Origin of the sequence: Caenispirillum bisanense, assembly GCF_900230255.1 — a bacterium.
GTDB lineage: Bacteria > Pseudomonadota > Alphaproteobacteria > Rhodospirillales > Rhodospirillaceae > Caenispirillum > Caenispirillum bisanense_A.
Window position 1 is genome coordinate 260,385 of record NZ_OCNJ01000002.1, and the last position, 19,267, is coordinate 279,651.

Here is a 19,267-nt window from a genome sequence, read left to right on the forward strand (position 1 = left end):
GATTTTTCACACGCCGAGGCATCACTCATGGAGATACCTTTCGACCTTCCCGCCCTGCGCCTCGTGCTGGCGGTGGGCGAGGCCGGCAGCCTGTCGGGCGCGGCGGAGCGGCTGCACACGGTGCAGTCCAACGTGACGACCCGCCTGCGCCGGCTGGAGGACGCCCTCGGCTGCCGCCTGTTCGAGCGCCACGCCCGCGGCGTCGTGCCCACCGAAGCCGGCCGCCGCCTCGCCGCCTATGCCGAGCGCATCCTGGCGCTGGCGGAGGAAGCGGGGGCGGCCCTGCGGGCGGAAGCGGCCGCGCCCCCGCCGCTGCGGCTCGGGGCCATGGAGACGACGGCGGCGGTGCGCCTGCCGCCGCTGCTGGCGGCGCTGACGCAGGCCATGCCCGACCTGACGGTGACCGTGGAGACCGGGCCGACCGATGCCCTGGTGGAGCAGGTGCTGGCCGGGCGGCTCGACTGCGCCTTCGTCGGCGGACCGGTGGACCATGCGGCGCTGGTGGCGCGGCCGGCCTTCGTCGAGACGCTGGTGCTGGTGACACCGCGGCGGCCGGCGGCGGGGGCGGCGGCGACGCTGGTCGCCTTTCGCGCCGGCTGTTCCTACCGGGCGCGGGCGGAACGGCTGCTGCGCGAGACCGGGCGGCTGCCCTATCGCGTGCTGGAACTGGGGACGCTGGACGGCATCCTCGGCTGCGTCGCCGCCGGCATCGGCATGGCCGTGGTGCCGGCCGCGACGGCGGCGCGGGCCGATGCGGCGGCGGTGCGGGTGGAGGCGCTGCCCGATCCGCTCGCCCGTACCGAGACGCTGCTGCTCACCCGCCGCGACGCCGCCCCCCATGCCGGGGTGGCGGCGCTGGCGGGTCACATCCCGCCGAGCACGTAACCCATGCGGAAGCCGCCCCAATGGCGGCCCTGGACGGTGATGGGGGCGCTGACGTCCTTCATCATCACCACCTTGCCGCCGCCCATGTCGCGCTTGTAGCTGGCGAGCAGGAAGGGCTTGGTGTTGCGGCCGGCGCCGAGGCCGACGGGATCGTTGAAGATACGCCGGTTGCGGCAATTGGCCGCGTTCCACACCGGGTCCTTGCCCTGCGGCTGGCTGTACTTCCTGTTGTGGGTCGGCAGGTAGCCGTTGCGGTCGACGGCGACGCAGAACAGGATGTTGCGGTCGCTCGACAGCACCGCTTCCTGGATGGGCGGCAGCAGGCGGTCGGTGAGGTCGCTGAAACGGGTGGTGTGCTGCTGCGGGTCGGTGTTGGGCACCGGCTTGTAGGCCTCGTCGAACAGGTCGGCGAGGCTGGCGCGGCCGGCGGTGACCTGCTCCTCGAACAGGCGGCCGATCTTTTCCGCCGTTTCCTGCACCATGCGCACGTAGACGCTGTCGGCCATCTCGAAGCCGTTGGCGATGGCATCGCCGATCAGCGTCTGGGTCTGGGTCATCAGGCCGGAGACCTTGCCGTTGGCGTGGTCGAGGTGGCCGCTTTCGTCCTCCACGTCCTTGGTCAGCAGGTTGACGCTGTCGACCACCAGCGAGCAGCGGTCGAGGTTGCCGCCGGCGGCGGCGGCGATGGACGCGATCTGGCCGCCCACTTCCTCCATGCCGCCCTGCAGGGCTTCGACCACATGGGCGAGCGTGGCGGTGGAGCTTTCGACGGTGCCGGCGCGCTCGCGGCTGTCGGCGGTTTCGCTCACCAGGTCGCCGATCAGCTTTTCGAGTTCGGCGACCGTGTCCTCGATGTGGGCGGTGGCGTTGCTGGTCTGCTGGGCGAGCGCCTTGACCTCGCCGGCCACCACGCCGAAGCCCTTGCCGGCCTCGCCGGCGCGGGCCGCCTCGATGGTGGCGTTCAGGGCGAGCAGGCGGGTCTGCTTGGCGATGGCCTCGATTTCCTGGCTGACGGAGGATACCTGGCGCAGGGCTTCGGACAGGCCGGTCAGCTGCTGCTCGATGCGCGCGACGCTTTCGACCAGGCCCTGGATGTCGGTGGTGGCGCGGCCCAGCGCGGCGCGGCTTTCGCGCGCTTCGGCCAGAACGCGGTCGGCGACCCCGTGGGCGTCGCCGGCGGTGCGGTCGATCTCGTGGTTGGCGCCCGCCATTTCCTCGGCGGCGCGGCGCAGGTCGTCGAACTGGCCGACGCTGCGGCTCAGGCGGTCGTTGACGGCGCCGATGTCGAGCGCCACCGCGGCCAGGCTTTCCCACAGCGTTCCGATGCCGCGCACGATACCCGCGGCGGCATGATCCTTCGATTCGCCGCCGACCTCGAGGTCGAGCGGACGGCGCATCCCATCGTCCATTGGCTTCCTCCCTGCGCCGGCCGGATCCCGCATTTCTTGGTGCGGTGGTTCCGTGCCGGGCCCTGCTTCAGGTAAGAAGTGTGACCCGATAGCGCTATGAACGCAAGGCTTCCCCTACGGAAATAGGCAAGGGTTCTCAACCTTTAGGCGAGGGTACCCTAGCCTTTCAGCAGGAGGTCGGTGCCGCCGTTGATGACGAGGCTCAGCACCAGGTCCAGGATGACGATGCCCGCCGCCGTGCCGGCCCCGAGGTCCAGGCCGCGCTGGGCGATGAACCAGCCGTAGAGCAGGAAGGCGCTGGTCGCCATGAGGAACAGCAGCGCCACCAGCCCGTCGGGCGCGAAGCCCGCCAGCTGCAGCAGCGACAGCGGCAGCAGCAGCGCCGCCACCACCAGCTGGAACCAGTTGTAGGCTACCATGTAGCGCAGGTAGTGCCGCCAGCGGTCGAGCGCCTGCGTCACCGTCACCATCACCACCGGAAAGGCCAGCCAGCCGAGCGCATAGGTGGCCAGTTCCATGGACACGAAGCGCAGGAAGCCGACTTCGACGTCGGCGTTCACGTAGTAGACGCCGGCCTGCAGCAGGTAGAAGGGCAGGGCGACCAGCGCGACGAAGAACGACGTCCAGAAGCCGTCGACCGTGGCGTCAAAGCGGTCGAGCCCGGTCGGGTCGAGGCGCAGGATGCGCCGCAGCCCGTCCAGGCTGGCCGCCGTCTCGGCGATGGAGGGCGCCCGCATGATCCGGTCAGCCCGCCGTGGCGGGGTAGGCGGCGAGCACGCGGTGGTAGATGTCGGCCAGCGCCGCCAGGTCCGCCAGCTCCACGTGTTCGTCGGTCTTGTGCATGGTGCGCCCGACCAGGCCGAATTCCACCACCGGGCAGGCGTTCTTGATGAACCGCGCGTCCGAGGTGCCGCCCGAGGTCGACAGCTCCGGCCGGTGGCCCAGCACCGCCTCGCAGGCGTCGGACACCAGCGCCGACAGCGGACCCGGCGGCGTCAGGAAGGCGTCGCCGGAAACGCGCACGTCGAGGTCGAACAGGCCGCCGTCCGCCGCCACTTCCAGCCGCTCGCGGATCCACGAGGTCAGACGCTCGCCGCTGTGCAGGTCGTTGAAGCGGATGTTGAAGCGGGCGTGCGCCGCGCCGGGAATGACGTTGGAGGCCGTGTTGCCGACGTCGATGGTGACGATTTCCAGGTTGGACGGCTGGAAGTGTTCCGTCCCGGCGTCCAGCGGCCGCTCGATCAGGGCGCCGAGCATGCGCATGAGGCGCGGGATCGGGTTGTCGGCGAGGTGCGGATAGGCGACGTGGCCCTGCGCGCCGTAGACGGTCAGGCGGGCGTTCAGGCTGCCGCGGCGGCCGATCTTCATCATGTCGCCGAGGCGCGCCGGGTTGGTCGGCTCGCCCACCAGGCAGTGGTCGAGGGTCTCGCCCTGCTCGGCCAGCCACTCCAGCACCTTCACCGTGCCGTTGACGGCGTCGCCCTCTTCGTCGCCGGTGATGAGCAGGCTGATGGAGCCGCGCGGGTCACGCTCCGCCAGCAGGCGGGCGACGGCGGCCACGAAGGCGGCGATGGCGCCCTTCATGTCGGCGGCGCCGCGGCCGAACAGGCGGCCGTCGATCACCTCCGCCCCGAACGGGTCGACGGTCCAGCCTTCACCCACCGGCACCACGTCGGTGTGGCCGGCGAAGCAGAAGTTGGGGCCCTCGTCGCCGAGGCGGGCGTAGAGGTTGTCGACGCGCGCCTCGCCCTCGCCGAAGGGCAGGCGGGTGCAGCGGAAGCCGAGGCTTTCCAGCGCCGCCTGCAGCACGTCGAGCGCGCCGGCGTCGCGCGGCGTCACGCTCGCCCGGCGGATGAGGGCGCGGGCGAGCGGCAGCGGGTCGGCCAGGGTAGCCGGCGTCAGGGCGAGGTCGGCGGTGTCGACGGTCACGGGCCCTCTCAGTCGCGCAGCAGGTCGTTGATGCTGACCTTGGAGCGGGTCCGCTCGTCGACGCGCTTGATGATGACGGCGCACGACAGGCTCGGGCCCATGCTGCCGTCGGGCAGCGGCTTGCCCGGCAGGGAGCCCGGCACCACCACGGAATAGGCCGGCACGCGGCCCATGAAGGTCTCGCCGGTCTCGCGGTCGACGATCTTGGTGGAGGCGCCGATGAACACGCCCATGGACAGCACGGCGCCTTCCTCGACCACCACGCCCTCGACCACCTCGGAGCGGGCGCCGATGAAGCAGTTGTCCTCGATGATGACGGGGCCGGCCTGCAGCGGCTCCAGCACGCCGCCGATGCCGGCGCCGCCCGACAGGTGGACGTTCTTGCCGATCTGGGCGCAGGAGCCGACGGTCGCCCAGGTGTCGACCATGGTGCCGGCGCCGACGTGGGCGCCGAGGTTCACGAAGGACGGCATCAGCACCACGCCCGGCGCGATGAAGGCGGAGCGGCGCACGATGGCGCCCGGCACGGCGCGGAAGCCGGCCTGGCGGAACTCGGTCTCGCCCCAGCCGGCGAACTTGCTCGGCACCTTGTCCCACCACGTGGCGCCGCCGGGGCCGCCGGGGATGACGCTCATGTCGTTCAGGCGGAACGACAGCAGCACCGCCTTCTTGGCCCACTGGTTGACGACCCAGCCCTCGGCGCCCTTCTCGGCGACCCGCAGTTCGCCCTTGTCGAGCATGGAAAGGGCGGTATCGACGGCCTCGCGGGTTTCGCCGCCGGTGGCGGCGGTGATGCCGTCGCGGGCGTCCCAGGCGGATTCGATGGCGGTCTTCAGGCTGTTGAGGCTCATGCGGCCGGCTCCGGTCTGATCGTCTGGCATGGGAAATGGTTCGTGAACATACCCCGGCGAAGCCCCAAGTCAACCGGAAGCGCGGCTTCGCGTCAGGCGCGAGACCGCGCTGCATCATGTTGGCAGCGCTGCCCGATAGGGGTAGGATTTGCCGCAGGAAAAGGGTCCTTTTGGGGGACAGAGGGTGGACACCACGTCAGGGGCGCAGGGCGACGGGCCGGCAGACGGCGCGGCCGAAGCGGCCGTCCGCATCGCGCGGCGGGCGCTCGACGCCTATCCCGGCGGCATGATTCTTCTGGATGGTCTCGACCGGCCGCTGGAGTCCGGGCCGCGCTCCGACGCCCTGCTCGCCGCCCTCGACCGCGAAAGCCGCGGCGGCCCGCGCGAGGCCGGCGCTCCGGCCGAAGGCGCCGACGGCCTGCCGGCGCCGCTGCCGGCCAGCGTTCGCGTCCTCACCGCCCGCGCCCGCGAAACCGGCGGAGCGGTGGAGGAAATCCTCTCCCTGCCCGGCGAGAACGGACCGGCGTGGTTCCGTCTCACCGTGCTGCCGCTCGCCGACGCGGCGGCCCGCGTGCTGCTGCTCGCCCGCGACGTGACGCTGGAGCGCACCCTGCGCGCCGCCCTGGTGGAAAGCCGCCAGCGCTACAAGGACTTCGTGGAAATCTCCACCGACTTCGCGTGGGAGACCGGGGCCGACGGCACCTTCATCTTCGTCAGCCCGCGCGGCGCCCTCGGCCATCCGGCGCAGCGCCTGGTGGGGCGGCCGCCCGACGACCTGGTGGCCGACTACTTCGGCCCCGGCGAGATCCCCTTCCTGACGCGGGAACCGCTGGAGGACGTCGACGTCTGGCTGCGCGGCGCCGCCGGCTCGGTCGCCTGCGTGCGCATGTCGGCGACGCCGCTGTTCGCGCCCGACGGATCGTGGATGGGCGCCCGCGGCGTCGGCCGCGACGTGACGCGCGAACGCGAGCGCGACGCCGCCCTCAGCCGCGCCCGCAACCGCGACCGCATCCTCACCTACGTGGTGCGCGCCATCCGCGACGAGGTCGACCCCGGCAACATGCTGGCGGTCGCCGCCGAAACCCTCGGCCGCGGCCTGGGGGCGACGGTGTGCCAGATCTTCCGCCTGCAGGAGGACCGCGAGCGCGACGGCAAGGCCGACGCCGTGCCGGCCGCCGACGGCACCGTCACCTTCGTCCCCGGTGCCCGCTGGGGCGACCTCGGCTACGTCGCCGCCGGCCCGGTGCTCGACCGCCTGCGCCAGCGCATGGGGCGCATGGAGCTGGAGATCGGCGACTGGCTGGTCATGGCCATCCCCACCTTCTACCGCCAGGCGCTCAACGGCGCCGTGGTGCTGTGGCGCCAGCGCGAGCGCGGCGGCTGGGGCGAGGACGACCGCCTGCTCATCGCCGACATCGCGAGCCAGCTCGGCATCGCCATGGAGCAGATCACCAACCACGAGCACATCCTGCGCATGTCGCGCACCGACGCGCTCACCGGCCTGTTCAACCGCCGCGCCTTTTTCGAGGAGGTGGACCGCCGGTTCCGCCGCCTGGAGCGCGACCGCAGCCCGGCGGCGCTGATCTACCTCGACCTCGACAACTTCAAGCTGGTCAACGACCTGCGCGGCCACCAGACGGGCGACCGCGTGCTGCACCTGCTGCGCGACACGCTGCTCGGCAACACCCGGCCGACCGACCTGGTGGCGCGGCTCGGCGGCGACGAGTTCGCCGTGTGGCTCGAAGGGGCGACGGTGGAGATCGCCGAGGCCAAGGCGCGCCGCCTGATCGAGGCGGCGCAGACCCTGCGCCAGTGGTCGGGGCGCGACGACCGGCCGCTCAGCCTGTCGCTCGGCGTCGCGGTGCACGATCCGGCGCGGCCGGAGACGCTGGCCGAGATGCTCGCCCGCGCCGACGAGGCGATGTATTCCGCCAAGCACACCGGCAAGAACGCCTATCGGGTGGCACCGCCCGCCCGGCCGCTCGCCGCCGTCGAACCGACTCCGGTGGTCGAGGGGGAGGCGCCATGAACTCGCTCATCCGCCGCCTGCTCGGCCATCCCGAAACCGCCCTGTCCTACGAGGAAGCGCGCGAGCTGGCCCGCCACGAAGACCCGGACGTGCGCCGCGAACTGGCCGAGCGCACCGACATCGTGCCGGAAATCCTCTACTACCTCGCCGAGGACCCCGATCCGCGCGTGCGCCGGGCCATCATCGCCAATGCGGCGACGCCGCCGCTCGCTCACCTGCTGCTGGCCAACGACGACGACGAGGACGTGCGCTGCGACCTCGCCGCCAAGATCGGCCGCCTCGCCCCGCAGCTGTCGGAGAACGAGCAGGGGCGCGTCAAGGCGGCGATCCTGGAGGTGCTGGAAGACCTCGCCCGCGACCAGATCCCGCGGGTGCGGCAGATCCTGTCGGAGGCGCTGAAGGACGTCGCCATGGCGCCCGCCGCCGTCATCCGCCAGCTGGCGCGCGACGTCGAGGTGGCGGTGGCGACGCCGGTGCTGGAGTTCTCGCCGGTCCTGACCGACGAGGACCTGCTGGAGATCATCGCCTCCAGCCCCGTCAGCGCCAAGCTGACCGCCATCTCCCGCCGCCGCCTGGTGACGGCGCAGGTGGCCGACGCCATCGCCGACAGCGACGACGAGGCGGCCATCGCCGCCCTGCTCGGCAACGGCAGCGCCCAGATCCGCGAAGAGACGCTCGACCGCCTGATCGACATCGCGCCGCGCCACCCGGCGTGGCACGAACCGCTGGTGCGGCGGCCGGCGCTGCACCTGGATGCCGCCGTGCGGCTGGCGCGCTTCGTCGCCGACAACCTCATCCTGGTCCTGCAGCAACGCGACGACCTGCCGCCCGAGGCGGCGCGCGAGGTGGCGCGGGTGGTGCACCGTCGCCTGGGCGAGCCGGCGGCCGGCGAGCGCCCGGCGCCGCGCCCGGGACTCGACGTGGCGGTCACCGACTGGCACCGGCCGAGCCGTCAGGCGCTGGAGCGTGCCAGTTTCATGGCGGCGCGCGGCCTGCTGACGGAAAAGGTCATCGAGGACGCCCTGTTCGCCGCCGACGAGGAATTCGTCACCGCCGCCCTGTCGGTGCTCGGCGGCCTGCCGCCCGAGGTGGTGAGCGCGGCGATCCTGTCGTCGAGCCCGCAGGGCATCCTCGCCATCGCCTGGAAGGCCAAGCTGACGCCGCAGACGGCGGTGCACCTGCAGGCGCAGCTTGGCCGCATCGCCCCCGCCGCCATCCTGCGGCCGACCCGCGTCAACGGCTATGCCCTGAAGCCGGACGAGCTGGAGTGGCAGCTGGATCTGTTCCGCAAGGCGGTCAGCGAGGGGCGTGGCGCCGCCGCCGGGGCGTAATCCGTCGGGGCAGGAAACCGTACCGGCACCACGGGTGTTCTCCCCGGCACCCTGCCGCCCGGAGATCCCGTCCCATGCGCCGCCCCGTTCCCGCCGTCACCATCCTCGTCGCGGTGGCCGCCGTCCTGTCCCTGGCCGCCTGTGCCGACGACGCCGGCCAGCCGCACGTCGTCACCAGCGGCGGCGGCCTCGCCATCGCGCTCGACGACGGCGACGACGCCCTGGCGCGGGCGGTGGAGACGGCCAACCGCCATTGCGTGGAGGCGCGCCGCGTCGCCGTGCTGCAGACCGTCAGCGAGATGAACGGCGAGCGGCTCGCCTTCTTCGAATGCGTCGACGTCTGACCGCACCCGCCATTCTCATCCTGCGATGCAGCCTGCATACGGCTTCGGCGGCGGTCGCCGCGACGGCCCGGAAACCGGCGCCTGCGGACCGCCGGTGCGGCTGGCACACCGGTTGCTGTGGTCATGGTGTGATCGACGACGCCCGCGCATGCGGCCCGGCCCCGATGGGCCGCGTGTCTCCCTCCTCTCAGGGTGGCGCCGATCCCGAGCATGCCCATGGCCACCGCTCTCTCCCCGGCCAGGGGCAAAAGAGGGGCCGCCGGAACCCGCACCCGGCGGCCCCTTGCTTTTTTCCCGATGCCGTTCCTGACGCCGGCCACGAAAAAGGCCCCCTCCGTCGCCGGAAGGGGCCTCGTCGTCGTGCGCGGGACGCTGCGGCTTACGCCGCGCTGCCCTGCTTGGAGGCGCGCTTGCGCTCGTTCGGGTCGAGGTGCTTCTTGCGCAGGCGGATGGCCGCCGGCGTCACTTCCACCAGTTCGTCGTCCTGGATGTAGGCGAGCGCGTCTTCCAGCGTCATGCGGCGCGGCGGCGGCAGCAGGATGGCGTCGTCCTTGCCGGCGGCGCGGACGTTGGACAGCTTCTTCGCCTTCTGGACGTTCAGCTCCAGGTCGCCGGTCTTGGTGTGCTCGCCGACGATCATGCCGCCGTAGACCTTGGTGCCCGGGGTGATGAACTGCGGGCCGCGGTCGAGCAGGTTGAACAGCGCGTAGGCCACGGCATCACCCGAGTCGGTGGCGATCAGCACGCCGTTGCGGCGGCCTTCGATCGGACCCTTGTACGGGGCGTAGCCGTGGAACAGGCGGTTCATGATGCCGGTGCCGCGGGTGTCCGTCAGGAACTCGCCGTGGTAGCCGATGAGGCCGCGCGACGGCGCGTGGAAGACGATGCGGATCTTGCCGCCGCCCGAGGGCTTCATCTCGGTCATCTCGGCCTTGCGCTGGGCCATCTTCTCGACGACCGTGCCCGAGAACTCCTCGTCGACGTCGATGACGACCTCTTCGATCGGCTCCATGCGCTGGCCGTTCTCTTCCTTGAAGAGCACGCGCGGGCGCGAGATGGACAGCTCGAAGCCTTCGCGGCGCATGGTCTCGATCAGCACGCCGAGCTGCAGTTCGCCGCGGCCGGCGACCTCGAAGGCGTCCTTGGCGTCGGTCTCGCGGATGCGGATGGCGACGTTGCCCTCGGCCTCGGCCATCAGGCGGGCGCCGATGACGCGGCTGGTGACCTTGTCGCCTTCCTGACCGGCGAGCGGGCTGTCGTTGACCGAGAAGGTCATGGCCAGCGTCGGCGGGTCGATGGGGTGCGACGGCAGCGCGTCGGTCACTTCCATGGCGCACAGGGTGTCGGCGACGGTGGCCTTGGTCAGGCCGGCGATGGCGATGATGTCGCCGGCCTCGGCCTCTTCCACCGGCACGCGCTGCAGGCCACGGAAGGCGAGCACCTTGGAGGCGCGGCCCTGTTCCAGCAGCTTGCCGTCGCGGCTGAGCGCCTTGATCGGCTGGTTGACCTTGATGCGGCCCGTGGCGATGCGGCCCGTGAGGATGCGACCGAGGAAGTTGTCGGACTCGAGCGTCGTCGCCAGCATGGAGAACGGCGCATCGAGGTCACGCTTGGGCGCCGGCACGTGGCTGACGATCAGCTCGAACAGCGGCGTCAGGTCCTTCGGCGTGTCGTTCTCGAGGTCGCGCACGGCCCAGCCGTCACGGCCGACGGCGAACAGCGTCGGGAAGTCGAGCTGCTCGTCGCTGGCGTCCAGCGTCGAGAACAGGTCGAACACCTCGTCGTGCACTTCGTGCGGACGGGCGTCCTGACGGTCGACCTTGTTGACGATGACGATGGGGCGCAGGCCCAGCTTCAGCGCCTTCGACAGCACGAACTTGGTCTGCGGCAGCGGGCCTTCCGCCGAGTCGCACAGCAGCACGACGCCGTCGACCATGGACAGGATGCGCTCCACCTCGCCGCCGAAGTCGGCGTGGCCCGGGGTGTCGACGATGTTGATGCGGGTGCCCTGCCAGTCGACGGAGGTGCACTTGGCCAGAATGGTGATGCCGCGCTCACGCTCCAGGTCGTTGGAGTCCATGGCGCGGTCGGCCACCTTCTGGTTCTCGCGGAAGGTTCCGCTCTGCTTCAGCAGGGCGTCGACGAGCGTGGTCTTGCCGTGGTCGACGTGGGCGATGATCGCGATATTACGGAGATTCATGACTTTCCATTCTGCGTCCGCGCCGACCGGGGCAAGCAGGCCCTACGCCTCTTCCTCCGCCAGCAACGACTTCAAGGGGACGTCCGGCCGGGCGCCCATGTGGCTGATGATTTCGGCCGCACACCGGCTGGCCAGGTGGCCGCACTCGGCCAACGATTTGCCGCGGGTATACCCGAAAAGGAACCCCGACGCATAGAGGTCACCTGCGCCCGTCGTGTCGACGAGGCGCGCCGGCCGGTGCGCCTCCACCACCACGGTATCCTGGCCCCTGACGATCACGCTGCCCTTCTCGCTGCGGGTAATGCAGGCGATATCAACGTGTTCGCGCGCGGCCTGCACGGCGGCCTCGAAGCTGTCGGTTTCATAGAGCGACTTAATTTCCGCCTCGTTGGCGAAAAGTATATCGACCAATCCTTCCGTCAATTCCAGGAATTCGCCCCGGTGGCGGTCGACGCAGAAGGCGTCGGACAGCGACAGGGCGACCGTGCGGCCGGCTTCCTTGGCCGCCAGGCTGGCGCGGACGATGGCGTCCTTGGCCAGCTGGGCGTCCCACTGGTAGCCCTCCACATAGGTCACCTGGGCGCTGGCGACCAGATCCTCGTCGATGTCGGCGGGCGCCAGTCGCGTGCAGGCTCCGAGATAGGTATTCATCGTGCGCTGCGCATCGGGGGTGACCAGAATCAGGCAGCGGGCGGTGGGCACGCCGGCGTCGGCGCCCAGCACGGGCGTGTCGAAGTGCACGCCGATGCCGCCGATGTCGTGGCGGAACACGCGCCCGAGCGTGTCTTCGGCCACCTTGCCGATGAAGGCGGGCTTGCCGCCGAGCGAGGCGATGCCGGCCACCGTGTTGGCGGCCGAGCCGCCGCTGCTCTCGATGGCGGAGCCCATGGCGGCGTAGATGGCCTCGGCCTTCTCGCCGTCGATCAGCACCATGCCGCCCTTGGGCATGCCGTGGGTGGCGAGGAACGAATCCTCGGCGTTCGCCAGCACGTCCACGATGGCGTTCCCGATGCCGACGACATCGAAGCGGGTCTCGGCCATTCCTGAAGATCCCCCTGCACGGTGATAAGGTTTCCGGAGTCGTGGGCGCAGTATAACGTGTGCCCCGGTACGCACAAGGCTGGCGCGTATCGAGTCGCCGCCGCTTGCGCGCCGCCGCCGCCCCTGGCACCGTGGCCGGCATGACCGACCACCGTCCTTCCTCCGCCGGCCCCGGCCCGACCGCGCGACCGGCCACCGACGGCAGCCATGCCGCATCGCCCTTCGCTGCCGAAGTGGGGAAGGTGGTCTTTCCCGACGTGCCGGCCGAGCGCCGCGCCCTCGACCTGCGCATCGCCGCCACCTACGACTGGACCTTCGGCCTGCACGGCGCCTCGCCGCGGGCGGTGCTGTGGAGCAACCGGCGCGGCCAGACCCTGCGCTTCCGCCAGCTGGAGCGCCTGTTCGGCCCGGAACTGCGGCGCGGCGGGTTGTTCCGTGCCCCTTCCGGGGCAGCGCGCATCGCCGACTTCGGCTGCGGCTACGGTGCCCTGTTCGGCTGGCTGCGGCGGCGCCGGTGGCTCGGGCTGGAGGCGCGTTACGACGGCTACGACCTGTCGCCGAAGATGATCGACGCCGGCCGTGCCCGCTTTCCCGACCCGCGCGCCGCCTTCCATCTGGCGGGCACGGTGACGGCCGATGCCGACTACGTCTTCGCCTCGGGCACCTTCGGCCTCAAGCTCGACGTGCCGGGCGATGCCTGGGGCGAGCACTGCCGCGCGTTGCTGCGCGCCCTGTGGGGGCGGGCGGAGCGCGGCCTCGGCTTCAACATGCTCAACCGCCGCGGCCGCCGCGGCCGGCCCGACGACGGCTCGCTGTTCTATGCCGAGCCGGCGGACTGGGCCGCCTTCGCCCGCGACGCCCTGGGGGCGGAGGTGCTGCTGCTCGACCGGTACACGCCGCACGATTTCACGGTGCTCGCCTGGCGGCCCGGGTGCCGGCCGCCCGGGCGATAGGGGTGCGCCGCAAACCCCCGTTGCCACTCCGGGCGGTTTGCGTATGCTATTTGCAGACCAAAAAATACATAGGGAGGAACTACGTATGCCTTACAAGACGGTGCTGGTGCATCTGGACACCACCGAACGCTGCGCCAAGCGCGTCGACATGGCGCTGCAGCTGGCCAAGACCAATGGCGCGCGCCTGCACGGCTGCTTCGCCCAGACCGACCCGGCGGCCTCCATGATCGACCCGCTGCACCGCGCCGGCGACCGCCTGAAGGGCGCCTTCGACGAGGTGGCGGGCAAGGTCGCGGCGGCGGCGCAGGCGGCGGGGGTGGAGGTGACGTTCTCCATGTCGCCGCTCATCACCGCGTCCAACATCATCCATTACTTCGTGCGCGCCGCGCGCCATGCCGACATCGCCGTCATCGGCCAGTACGACCGCGACGCCGCCAAGGGCGTGGTGCCCGAGGACATGGCCGAGCAGGTGGTGCTGAACGCCGGCCGCCCGGTGCTGGTGGTGCCCTACGCCGGTGAGTTCCCGACCTGGAACCAGCACGTCATGGTCGCCTGGAACGCCGGCCGCGAAGCCGCCCGCGCCATGGCCGACGCCCTGCCGCTGCTGGCGACCGCGTCCAAGGTCAGCGTCATGGTGGTGCGCGGCAAGGGCAACTCCGAAGCCGACTCGCCGGGTTACAAGGACGAGGACGTGCAGCACTTCCTCGCCGCCCACGGCATCGCCAGCGACCTGCGCTCGGCGGTGGCGACGGAAATCGGCATCGTCGACATGCTGCTGAACCGCGTGTCCGACGAAGCGGCCGGCACCCTGGTCATGGGCGCCCACGGCCACTACGGCTTCCCGCACATCCTGCGCGGCGGCGTGACGCGCGAGATGCTGCGCCACATGACCGTGCCGGTGCTGCTCAGCCACTGACCGCGCGACGACGGGGGAGGGCCGCGACGGCCGCTCCCCCGGCCCGTCGTCAGTCGAGCTGGAAGGTCAGCGTCTTCAGATAGGCGGTTTCCGGCAGGGCGGGGTGGACCGGGTGGTCCGGCCCGGCGAAGCCGGTGTGCAGCAGGCGGCCCGTGCGGTCGGCCTGGGCGATGCCGCGGCTGACTTCCTCCTGGAACATCTCCAGCGGCATGTGGTGGCTGCACGAGCCGCACAGCAACACGCCGCCCGGCTCCACCAGGGCGGCGGCGAGGCGCGCCATCTTGCGGTAGCCCTTGGCGGCCTGCGCCTGGTCCTTCTTCGACTTGGCGAAGGCCGGCGGGTCGGCGACCACCACCCCGAAGCGGTCCCCGGCGGCGGCGAGGCGCGCCATTTCGGCGAAGGCCTCGCCCTGCACCGTGGTCACGCGGTCGGCGAAGCCGTTGCGCGCCGCGGCGTCGGTCGCCAGGGCCAGCGCCCGTTCGGCGCGGTCGACCAGCACCACCTCGGTGGCGCCGGCGGCGGCGCAGGCGAGTCCGAAGCCGCCGGCGTAGGAATAGACGTCGATGGCGCGGCGGCCGCGGGCGAGGCCGGCGACGAAGGCGCGGTTCGGCCGCTGGTCGTAGAACCAGCCGGTCTTCTGCCCGGTGGTGACGTCGGCCAGGTAGGTGAGGCCGTTTTCCTCCACCGCGACCGGCCCGTCGATGACCCCCTTCACCACCGTCTGGCCGAGCGGCAGCCCTTCCAGCCCGCGCGACGGCGCATCGTTGCGCAGCACCACGGCGGCCGGCGCCAGCAGCTCGTCCAGCGCCTCCAGCACCGCCGGCGTCAGGCGCTCCATGCCCGCCGTGTTGGCCTGCACGGTGACGACGTCGCCGAAGCGGTCGACGATGAGGCCGGGCAGGCCGTCGGCCTCCGAGTGCACCAGGCGGTAGAACGGCCGGTCGAACAGGCGGTCGCGCAGATCGCGCGCCCGGCGCAGGCGGTCGAGAACGACTCGACTGTCGACCGTCGTCCGCCAGTCGCGATCGACCACGCGCGCGGCGATGAGCGAGTGCGCATTGAAGGTGGCGACCCCCAGCTTCTCGTCGCCGGCGTCGACCAGGGTGACCAGGCTGCCGGGCGGCAGGGCCTTGGCCTCGGCGGTCATCTCGATCTCGTTGGAGAACACCCACGGCCCGCCGCGCCGCAGCCGGTTGGAGCGGCCCTTCTGCAGGCGCACGGCGGGGCGCGTCTCGGGCGTGTCGGCGGCGGCGGGGAAGGCGGGCTCGGTCATGCGAAGGTCCTGCGGTGGGAAGAAAAGGCAGCCTATGGCGTCCGTCGAGGGCACCGTACGGATTACGGCCACAATGCGGCAGTCGTCCGTCTTTTGGCTGGAAAATTTGTGGCATTTGCTATAGATGGAAGTCCGATCCTGCAAGGGGTCGTCCGTCTGTGCGTGCAGTTGTTTCAAATTCCGCGCGGACGGGCAACGGTCGGATCTGTGCCGATCGACCGGGAACGCCGACTTCCGAAGGGGAGCCGCTCACGCGGCAGGAAGAAGACGGGCCCTGTCCAAGAGCCTTTCCGTACCGGTGGGGAAGAATGTTCTGGTCGATCAAGGAGGGGTCATGACCCAAGCGACCACGGCGTACAACGCCCAGTCCGCGGCGACGCCCTATAACGAGGGTGTTATCCGCAACTTCGTCATTGCGGCGATGTTCTGGGGCGTGGTGGGCTTCCTGGCCGGCGATTTCATCGCCTGGCAGCTTGCCTTCCCGGCTCTGAACCTCGATCTGGAGTGGACGACGTTCGGGCGCCTGCGCCCGGTCCACACGTCGGCGGTGATTTTCGCCTTCGGCGGCAACATCCTGATCGGGTCGTCGCTCTATATCGTTCAGCGTACCTGCCGCACCGGCCTCTATGGCGGTGCCGCGCTGGGCAACTTCGTGTTCTGGGGTTACCAGGCCTTCATCGTGATGGCCGCGCTGGGCTACGTGCTCGGCATCACCCAGGGCAAGGAATACGCCGAGCCGGAGTGGTTCGTCGACCTCTGGCTGACCATCGTTTGGGTCGCCTACCTGACGACGTTCGTCGGCACGCTCATCAAGCGCCGTGAGCCGCACATCTACGTGGCCAACTGGTTCCTGCTGGCGTTCATCGTCACCATCGCCATGCTGCACCTGGGCAACAACCTCGCGGTTCCGGTCAGCTTCGGCAGCGCCAAGTCCTACCAGCTGTACGCTGGCGTGCAGGACGCCATGACCCAGTGGTGGTACGGCCACAACGCGGTCGGCTTCTTCCTGACCGCCGGCTTCCTGGGCATGATGTACTACTTCATCCCGAAGCGCGCCGAACGCCCGGTCTATTCGTACCGGCTGTCGATCGTGCACTTCTGGGCGCTGATCTTCCTGTACATCTGGGCCGGTCCGCACCACCTGCACTACACCGCGCTGCCCGACTGGACCCAGACCCTGGGCATGGTGTTCTCGGTCATGCTGTGGATGCCCTCGTGGGGCGGCATGATCAACGGCATCATGACGCTGTCGGGTGCCTGGGAAAAGCTGCGCACCGACCCGGTGATGCGCTTCCTCGTGACCTCGGTCGCGTTCTACGGCATGTCGACCTTCGAAGGTCCGATGATGTCGGTGAAGGCCGTGAACTCGCTGTCGCACTACACCGACTGGACCGTCGGCCACGTGCACTCGGGTGCTCTCGGCTGGGTCGCCTTCGTGTCGTTCGGCGCGATGTACTACCTGTTCCCGGTGCTGTGGAACCGCAAGCAGCTCTACAGCATGCGTCTCGTCTCCTATCACTTCTGGGTCGCCACCATCGGCATCGTGCTCTACATCACCGCGATGTGGATCTCGGGCATCATGCAGGGCCTGATGTGGCGCGCCTATGACGAGCTCGGCTTCCTGCAGTACTCGTTCATCGAGACCGTGGAAGCGATGCACCCCTACTACGTGATCCGCGCCGTGGGTGGTCTGCTGTTCGTGATCGGTGGCCTGATCATGGCCTACAACATGTACCGCACCATCAAGGGTGACGTGCGCACGGAGCAGCCTTACGAGGCTCCGGAAGCCGTCGCCGGCGCCCAGCAGTAAGGGGTGACGCGCTATGTCTCTGATCAAGCACCATGAGAAAGTCGAGACGAACGTCCTCGTTCTGACGCTGGGCATCTTCTTGACCGTCATCATCGGCGGCATCGTGGAAATCGTTCCGCTCTTCTCGATCGAAAGCACGATCGAGAAGGTGCAGGGCGTGCGTCCCTACACTCCTCTGGAGCAGGCGGGCCGCGACATCTACATCCGCGAAGGCTGCTACAACTGTCACAGCCAGATGGTCCGTCCGTTCCGCGACGAAGTGGAGCGTTACGGCCACTACTCGCTGGCGGCGGAGAGCAAGTACGACCACCCGTTCCAGTGGGGCTCCAAGCGTACCGGTCCCGACCTGGCCCGCGTGGGCGGCAAGTACTCCAACGAGTGGCACACCCGCCACCTGATCAATCCCCGCTCCGTGGTTCCGGAGTCGATCATGCCCGGCTACCCGCATCTGATGCGCGAGCTGAACTATGACGACATCGGTGCCCGCCTCGCGACCCTGCGGGTCGTCGGCGTGCCCTACACGGACGAGCAGATCACGAACGCCAAGGCCCTGCTGGAGGCTCAGGCCACCGACGGGCTGGACGAAGTCCTCGAGCAGTTCCCGAAGGCCCGCAGCGGCAACCTGGACGGCAATCCGGAAAAGATCACCGAGATGGACGCCCTGGTCGCCTACCTGCAGGTTCTCGGGACCATGGTGGACTTCGCGGAGTTCGATCCGGCTGCCGCCAATGCTTACCGGTGAGGTCCTGATCTGATGCTGGAAGATCTTCAGGCAGTGTCTGACTTCCTGCGGAATTTCTGGGGCCTCTGGCTGATGATTCTCTTCGTGGGGATCGCCGTCTACGCCTTCCGGCCCCGCAACAAGGGCCGGTTCGACGAGGCGAGCACGGTGATCTTCCGCGAGGACGATGACGACAAGGAGCACAAAAATGGCGGGAACTCCTGAAAAGGACGCCATTACGGGCCAGCACACCACTGGCCATGAGTGGGACGGCATCCGCGAACTGAATACGCCGCTGCCGAAGTGGTGGGTCTACGTCTTCTGGGCGTGCGTGGTCTTCTCGGTGGGTTACGTGGTGGCCTACCCGGCGATCCCGTTCACCAACAGCTTCTCGAGCGGCATGCTGGGCTACAGCTCCCGCGCGGAAGTCGAGGTGGAAATGCAGCAGGCGGCGCTGGCCCACAAGGACCAGATCGACGCCATCGCGGCCAAGTCCCTGGACGAGATCGCCGCCGATCCGGCCCTGCGCAACTACGCCATGGCCGGCGGTCAGGTCGTGTTCAAGGAAAACTGCGCGCCGTGCCACCAGTCGGGCGGCGCCGGTGCCTTCGGCTTCCCGACCCTCGCCGACGACGAGTGGATCTGGGGCGGCACGCTGGACGACATCTACACCACCCTCCAGCACGGCATCCGCTGGGAAGGCAACGCCGACACCCGTCTGTCGGAAATGCCCGCCTTCGGTGCCGACGGCATCCTGGAGCCGGCGCAGATCGACGCCGTCGCCAACTATGTCGTGAGCCTCGCCTCCGGCGCCCCGCAGACGGGCTCCGACGGTGCGGTCCTCTTCGAAGAGCAGTGCGCCGCGTGCCACGGCTTCGAGGGTGAAGGCCAGACCATGCTGGGCGCCCCGGCGCTGAACAACCAGCTATGGCTCTATGCCGGCGACATCGAGGCGCTCAAGGCCCAGATCTACAAGCCCAAGCACGGCGTCATGCCGGCCTGGGGCGGCCGTCTCGACGACGCCGACATCAAGCAGGCCGCGATCTACGTCCACTCGCTGGGCGGCGGTCAGTAAGCCTGACGTGTCGCACGTCGGTTGAATGGCGACGGGTCCGGCGGCTGCGGCTGTCGGACCCGTTCGCTTTGTGGCCCGGGACGGCCGGCGGGATACCCGGCGGGCGACCTCCGGGTCCTTGACGAAATGCTCATATGGGCGCACAAAAGGATACGTTGCTGCACCGCATCGACGGGCGGAGTTTCCGCTCGCCGTGACGCCGGATCCGGTCCGGCCGGCGGGGCGCCGGCAAGCCCGGGAAGGGTGGCCGCGACGGGCCTTTGGGCGGCCTTTCGAGCATCCATTGATCGATGTCATTGGCAGGCCAGGGCGCACCCCGTAAAGGGGTGCCGCGGAGCCCCTGCCGCACAGCCGCGAGACCGCCGGCACGCACGCCGCCCGCGGTCCTGCGCCAGCCGCACGGCCGGCATCGCCGCCGCGCATGGCGGCGCCGCGCGGTTCCGGTTGCGCCGGGTGCGCGACCGCACTACCCCTTATGCGCCCGACCCGGTGTGGGGCCG

The 19,267-nt window shown here is 70.1% G+C and carries 17 protein-coding genes; 10 read left to right on the forward strand and 7 right to left on the reverse strand.

Features of this window, described 5'->3' with window-relative positions; genetic code table 11:
• Positions 1-27 precede the first annotated feature (27 nt).
• Positions 28-885 (forward strand): LysR family transcriptional regulator, encoded by an 858-nt coding sequence (locus CRP50_RS05675; RefSeq protein ID WP_097278016.1) that lies wholly within the window; start codon positions 28-30, stop codon positions 883-885.
• On the opposite strand, the gene CRP50_RS05680 is transcribed toward CRP50_RS05675, so the two are convergent.
• The 4 genes from CRP50_RS05680 to dapD all read right to left on the reverse strand — a co-directional run bounded on the left by CRP50_RS05680 (position 864) and on the right by dapD (position 5,074).
• Complete coding sequence (locus CRP50_RS05680; RefSeq protein ID WP_281257891.1) at positions 864-2,294, reverse strand: methyl-accepting chemotaxis protein; 1,431 nt, start codon at positions 2,292-2,294, stop codon at positions 864-866. The two genes, CRP50_RS05675 and CRP50_RS05680, sit on opposite strands and share 22 nt — an antisense overlap.
• A gap of 158 nt (positions 2,295-2,452) precedes the next feature.
• Complete coding sequence (locus CRP50_RS05685) at positions 2,453-3,031, reverse strand: hypothetical protein (protein WP_097278018.1); 579 nt, start codon at positions 3,029-3,031, stop codon at positions 2,453-2,455.
• 7 nt (positions 3,032-3,038) lie between these two features.
• Positions 3,039-4,223 (reverse strand): succinyl-diaminopimelate desuccinylase, encoded by a 1,185-nt coding sequence (gene dapE, locus CRP50_RS05690; protein WP_097278019.1) that lies wholly within the window; start codon positions 4,221-4,223, stop codon positions 3,039-3,041.
• A gap of 8 nt (positions 4,224-4,231) precedes the next feature.
• Positions 4,232-5,074: a 2,3,4,5-tetrahydropyridine-2,6-dicarboxylate N-succinyltransferase gene (gene dapD, locus CRP50_RS05695; RefSeq protein WP_097278020.1), complete on the reverse strand. Its 843-nt coding sequence runs from the start codon at positions 5,072-5,074 to the stop codon at positions 4,232-4,234.
• Positions 5,075-5,258: 184 nt separating this feature from the next.
• On the opposite strand from dapD, the gene CRP50_RS05700 reads away from it, so the two are divergent.
• The 3 genes from CRP50_RS05700 (at position 5,259) to CRP50_RS05710 (ending at position 8,778) form a co-directional block, all read left to right on the forward strand.
• Positions 5,259-7,103, forward strand: coding sequence for a diguanylate cyclase domain-containing protein (locus CRP50_RS05700; protein WP_097278021.1), 1,845 nt, complete (start codon positions 5,259-5,261; stop codon positions 7,101-7,103).
• Complete coding sequence (locus CRP50_RS05705; protein WP_097278022.1) at positions 7,100-8,434, forward strand: DUF2336 domain-containing protein; 1,335 nt, start codon at positions 7,100-7,102, stop codon at positions 8,432-8,434. The genes CRP50_RS05700 and CRP50_RS05705 overlap by 4 nt, the downstream gene beginning before the upstream one ends.
• Positions 8,435-8,508: 74 nt before the next feature.
• A complete protein-coding gene (locus CRP50_RS05710) occupies positions 8,509-8,778 on the forward strand; it encodes a hypothetical protein (protein WP_097278023.1) in 270 nt (89 codons plus the stop codon).
• Between the two features lie 379 nt (positions 8,779-9,157).
• On the opposite strand, the gene typA is transcribed toward CRP50_RS05710, so the two are convergent.
• Together typA and CRP50_RS05720 are read right to left on the reverse strand one after the other, a co-directional pair.
• Positions 9,158-10,978, reverse strand: a complete 1,821-nt coding sequence (typA, locus tag CRP50_RS05715; RefSeq protein WP_097278024.1) for a translational GTPase TypA — start codon at positions 10,976-10,978, stop codon at positions 9,158-9,160.
• Between the two features lie 42 nt (positions 10,979-11,020).
• Positions 11,021-12,019, reverse strand: coding sequence for an adenosine kinase (locus tag CRP50_RS05720; RefSeq protein WP_097278025.1), 999 nt, complete (start codon positions 12,017-12,019; stop codon positions 11,021-11,023).
• Positions 12,020-12,123: 104 nt separating this feature from the next.
• On the opposite strand from CRP50_RS05720, the gene CRP50_RS25470 reads away from it, so the two are divergent.
• On the forward strand, positions 12,124-12,972 hold the full coding sequence (locus CRP50_RS25470) for a class I SAM-dependent methyltransferase (protein ID WP_176525047.1): 849 nt from the start codon (positions 12,124-12,126) through the stop codon (positions 12,970-12,972).
• Between the two features lie 85 nt (positions 12,973-13,057).
• Positions 13,058-13,888 carry a universal stress protein gene (locus CRP50_RS05725; RefSeq protein ID WP_176525048.1) on the forward strand — a complete coding sequence of 277 codons (831 nt, stop codon included), beginning with the start codon at positions 13,058-13,060 and terminating at the stop codon, positions 13,886-13,888.
• 49 nt (positions 13,889-13,937) lie between these two features.
• On the opposite strand, the gene CRP50_RS05730 is transcribed toward CRP50_RS05725, so the two are convergent.
• On the reverse strand, positions 13,938-15,161 hold the full coding sequence (locus CRP50_RS05730; protein ID WP_097278027.1) for a class I SAM-dependent rRNA methyltransferase: 1,224 nt from the start codon (positions 15,159-15,161) through the stop codon (positions 13,938-13,940).
• 334 nt (positions 15,162-15,495) lie between these two features.
• On the opposite strand from CRP50_RS05730, the gene ccoN reads away from it, so the two are divergent.
• Genes ccoN through ccoP form a run of 4 tightly spaced genes read left to right on the forward strand, consistent with a single transcriptional unit; the run spans position 15,496 to position 18,767 of the window.
• On the forward strand, positions 15,496-16,971 hold the full coding sequence (ccoN, locus tag CRP50_RS05735; RefSeq protein WP_097278028.1) for a cytochrome-c oxidase, cbb3-type subunit I: 1,476 nt from the start codon (positions 15,496-15,498) through the stop codon (positions 16,969-16,971).
• Positions 16,972-16,984: 13 nt separating this feature from the next.
• Entirely contained in the window at positions 16,985-17,713 is a 729-nt protein-coding gene (gene ccoO, locus CRP50_RS05740) for a cytochrome-c oxidase, cbb3-type subunit II (protein ID WP_097278029.1), read from the forward strand.
• Between the two features lie 12 nt (positions 17,714-17,725).
• Complete coding sequence (locus CRP50_RS05745) at positions 17,726-17,917, forward strand: cbb3-type cytochrome oxidase subunit 3 (protein WP_097278030.1); 192 nt, start codon at positions 17,726-17,728, stop codon at positions 17,915-17,917.
• Entirely contained in the window at positions 17,901-18,767 is an 867-nt protein-coding gene (gene ccoP / locus CRP50_RS05750) for a cytochrome-c oxidase, cbb3-type subunit III (RefSeq protein WP_097278031.1), read from the forward strand. Before CRP50_RS05745 ends, ccoP begins: the two co-directional genes overlap by 17 nt.
• Positions 18,768-19,267: the final 500 nt, after the last annotated feature.

Coding starts and splice junctions, on each gene's coding strand:
- CRP50_RS05675 (WP_097278016.1), top strand. CDS start 28: ATGGAGATACCTTTCGACCTTCCCGCCCTGCGCCTCGTGCTGGCGGTG.
- CRP50_RS05680 (WP_281257891.1), bottom strand. CDS start 2,294: ATGGACGATGGGATGCGCCGTCCGCTCGACCTCGAGGTCGGCGGCGAA.
- CRP50_RS05685 (WP_097278018.1), bottom strand. CDS start 3,031: ATGCGGGCGCCCTCCATCGCCGAGACGGCGGCCAGCCTGGACGGGCTG.
- dapD (WP_097278020.1), bottom strand. CDS start 5,074: ATGAGCCTCAACAGCCTGAAGACCGCCATCGAATCCGCCTGGGACGCC.
- CRP50_RS05705 (WP_097278022.1), top strand. CDS start 7,100: ATGAACTCGCTCATCCGCCGCCTGCTCGGCCATCCCGAAACCGCCCTG.
- CRP50_RS05710 (WP_097278023.1), top strand. CDS start 8,509: ATGCGCCGCCCCGTTCCCGCCGTCACCATCCTCGTCGCGGTGGCCGCC.
- typA (WP_097278024.1), bottom strand. CDS start 10,978: ATGAATCTCCGTAATATCGCGATCATCGCCCACGTCGACCACGGCAAG.
- CRP50_RS05720 (WP_097278025.1), bottom strand. CDS start 12,019: ATGGCCGAGACCCGCTTCGATGTCGTCGGCATCGGGAACGCCATCGTG.
- CRP50_RS05725 (WP_176525048.1), top strand. CDS start 13,058: ATGCCTTACAAGACGGTGCTGGTGCATCTGGACACCACCGAACGCTGC.
- CRP50_RS05730 (WP_097278027.1), bottom strand. CDS start 15,161: ATGACCGAGCCCGCCTTCCCCGCCGCCGCCGACACGCCCGAGACGCGC.
- ccoN (WP_097278028.1), top strand. CDS start 15,496: ATGACCCAAGCGACCACGGCGTACAACGCCCAGTCCGCGGCGACGCCC.
- ccoO (WP_097278029.1), top strand. CDS start 16,985: ATGTCTCTGATCAAGCACCATGAGAAAGTCGAGACGAACGTCCTCGTT.
- CRP50_RS05745 (WP_097278030.1), top strand. CDS start 17,726: ATGCTGGAAGATCTTCAGGCAGTGTCTGACTTCCTGCGGAATTTCTGG.
- ccoP (WP_097278031.1), top strand. CDS start 17,901: ATGGCGGGAACTCCTGAAAAGGACGCCATTACGGGCCAGCACACCACT.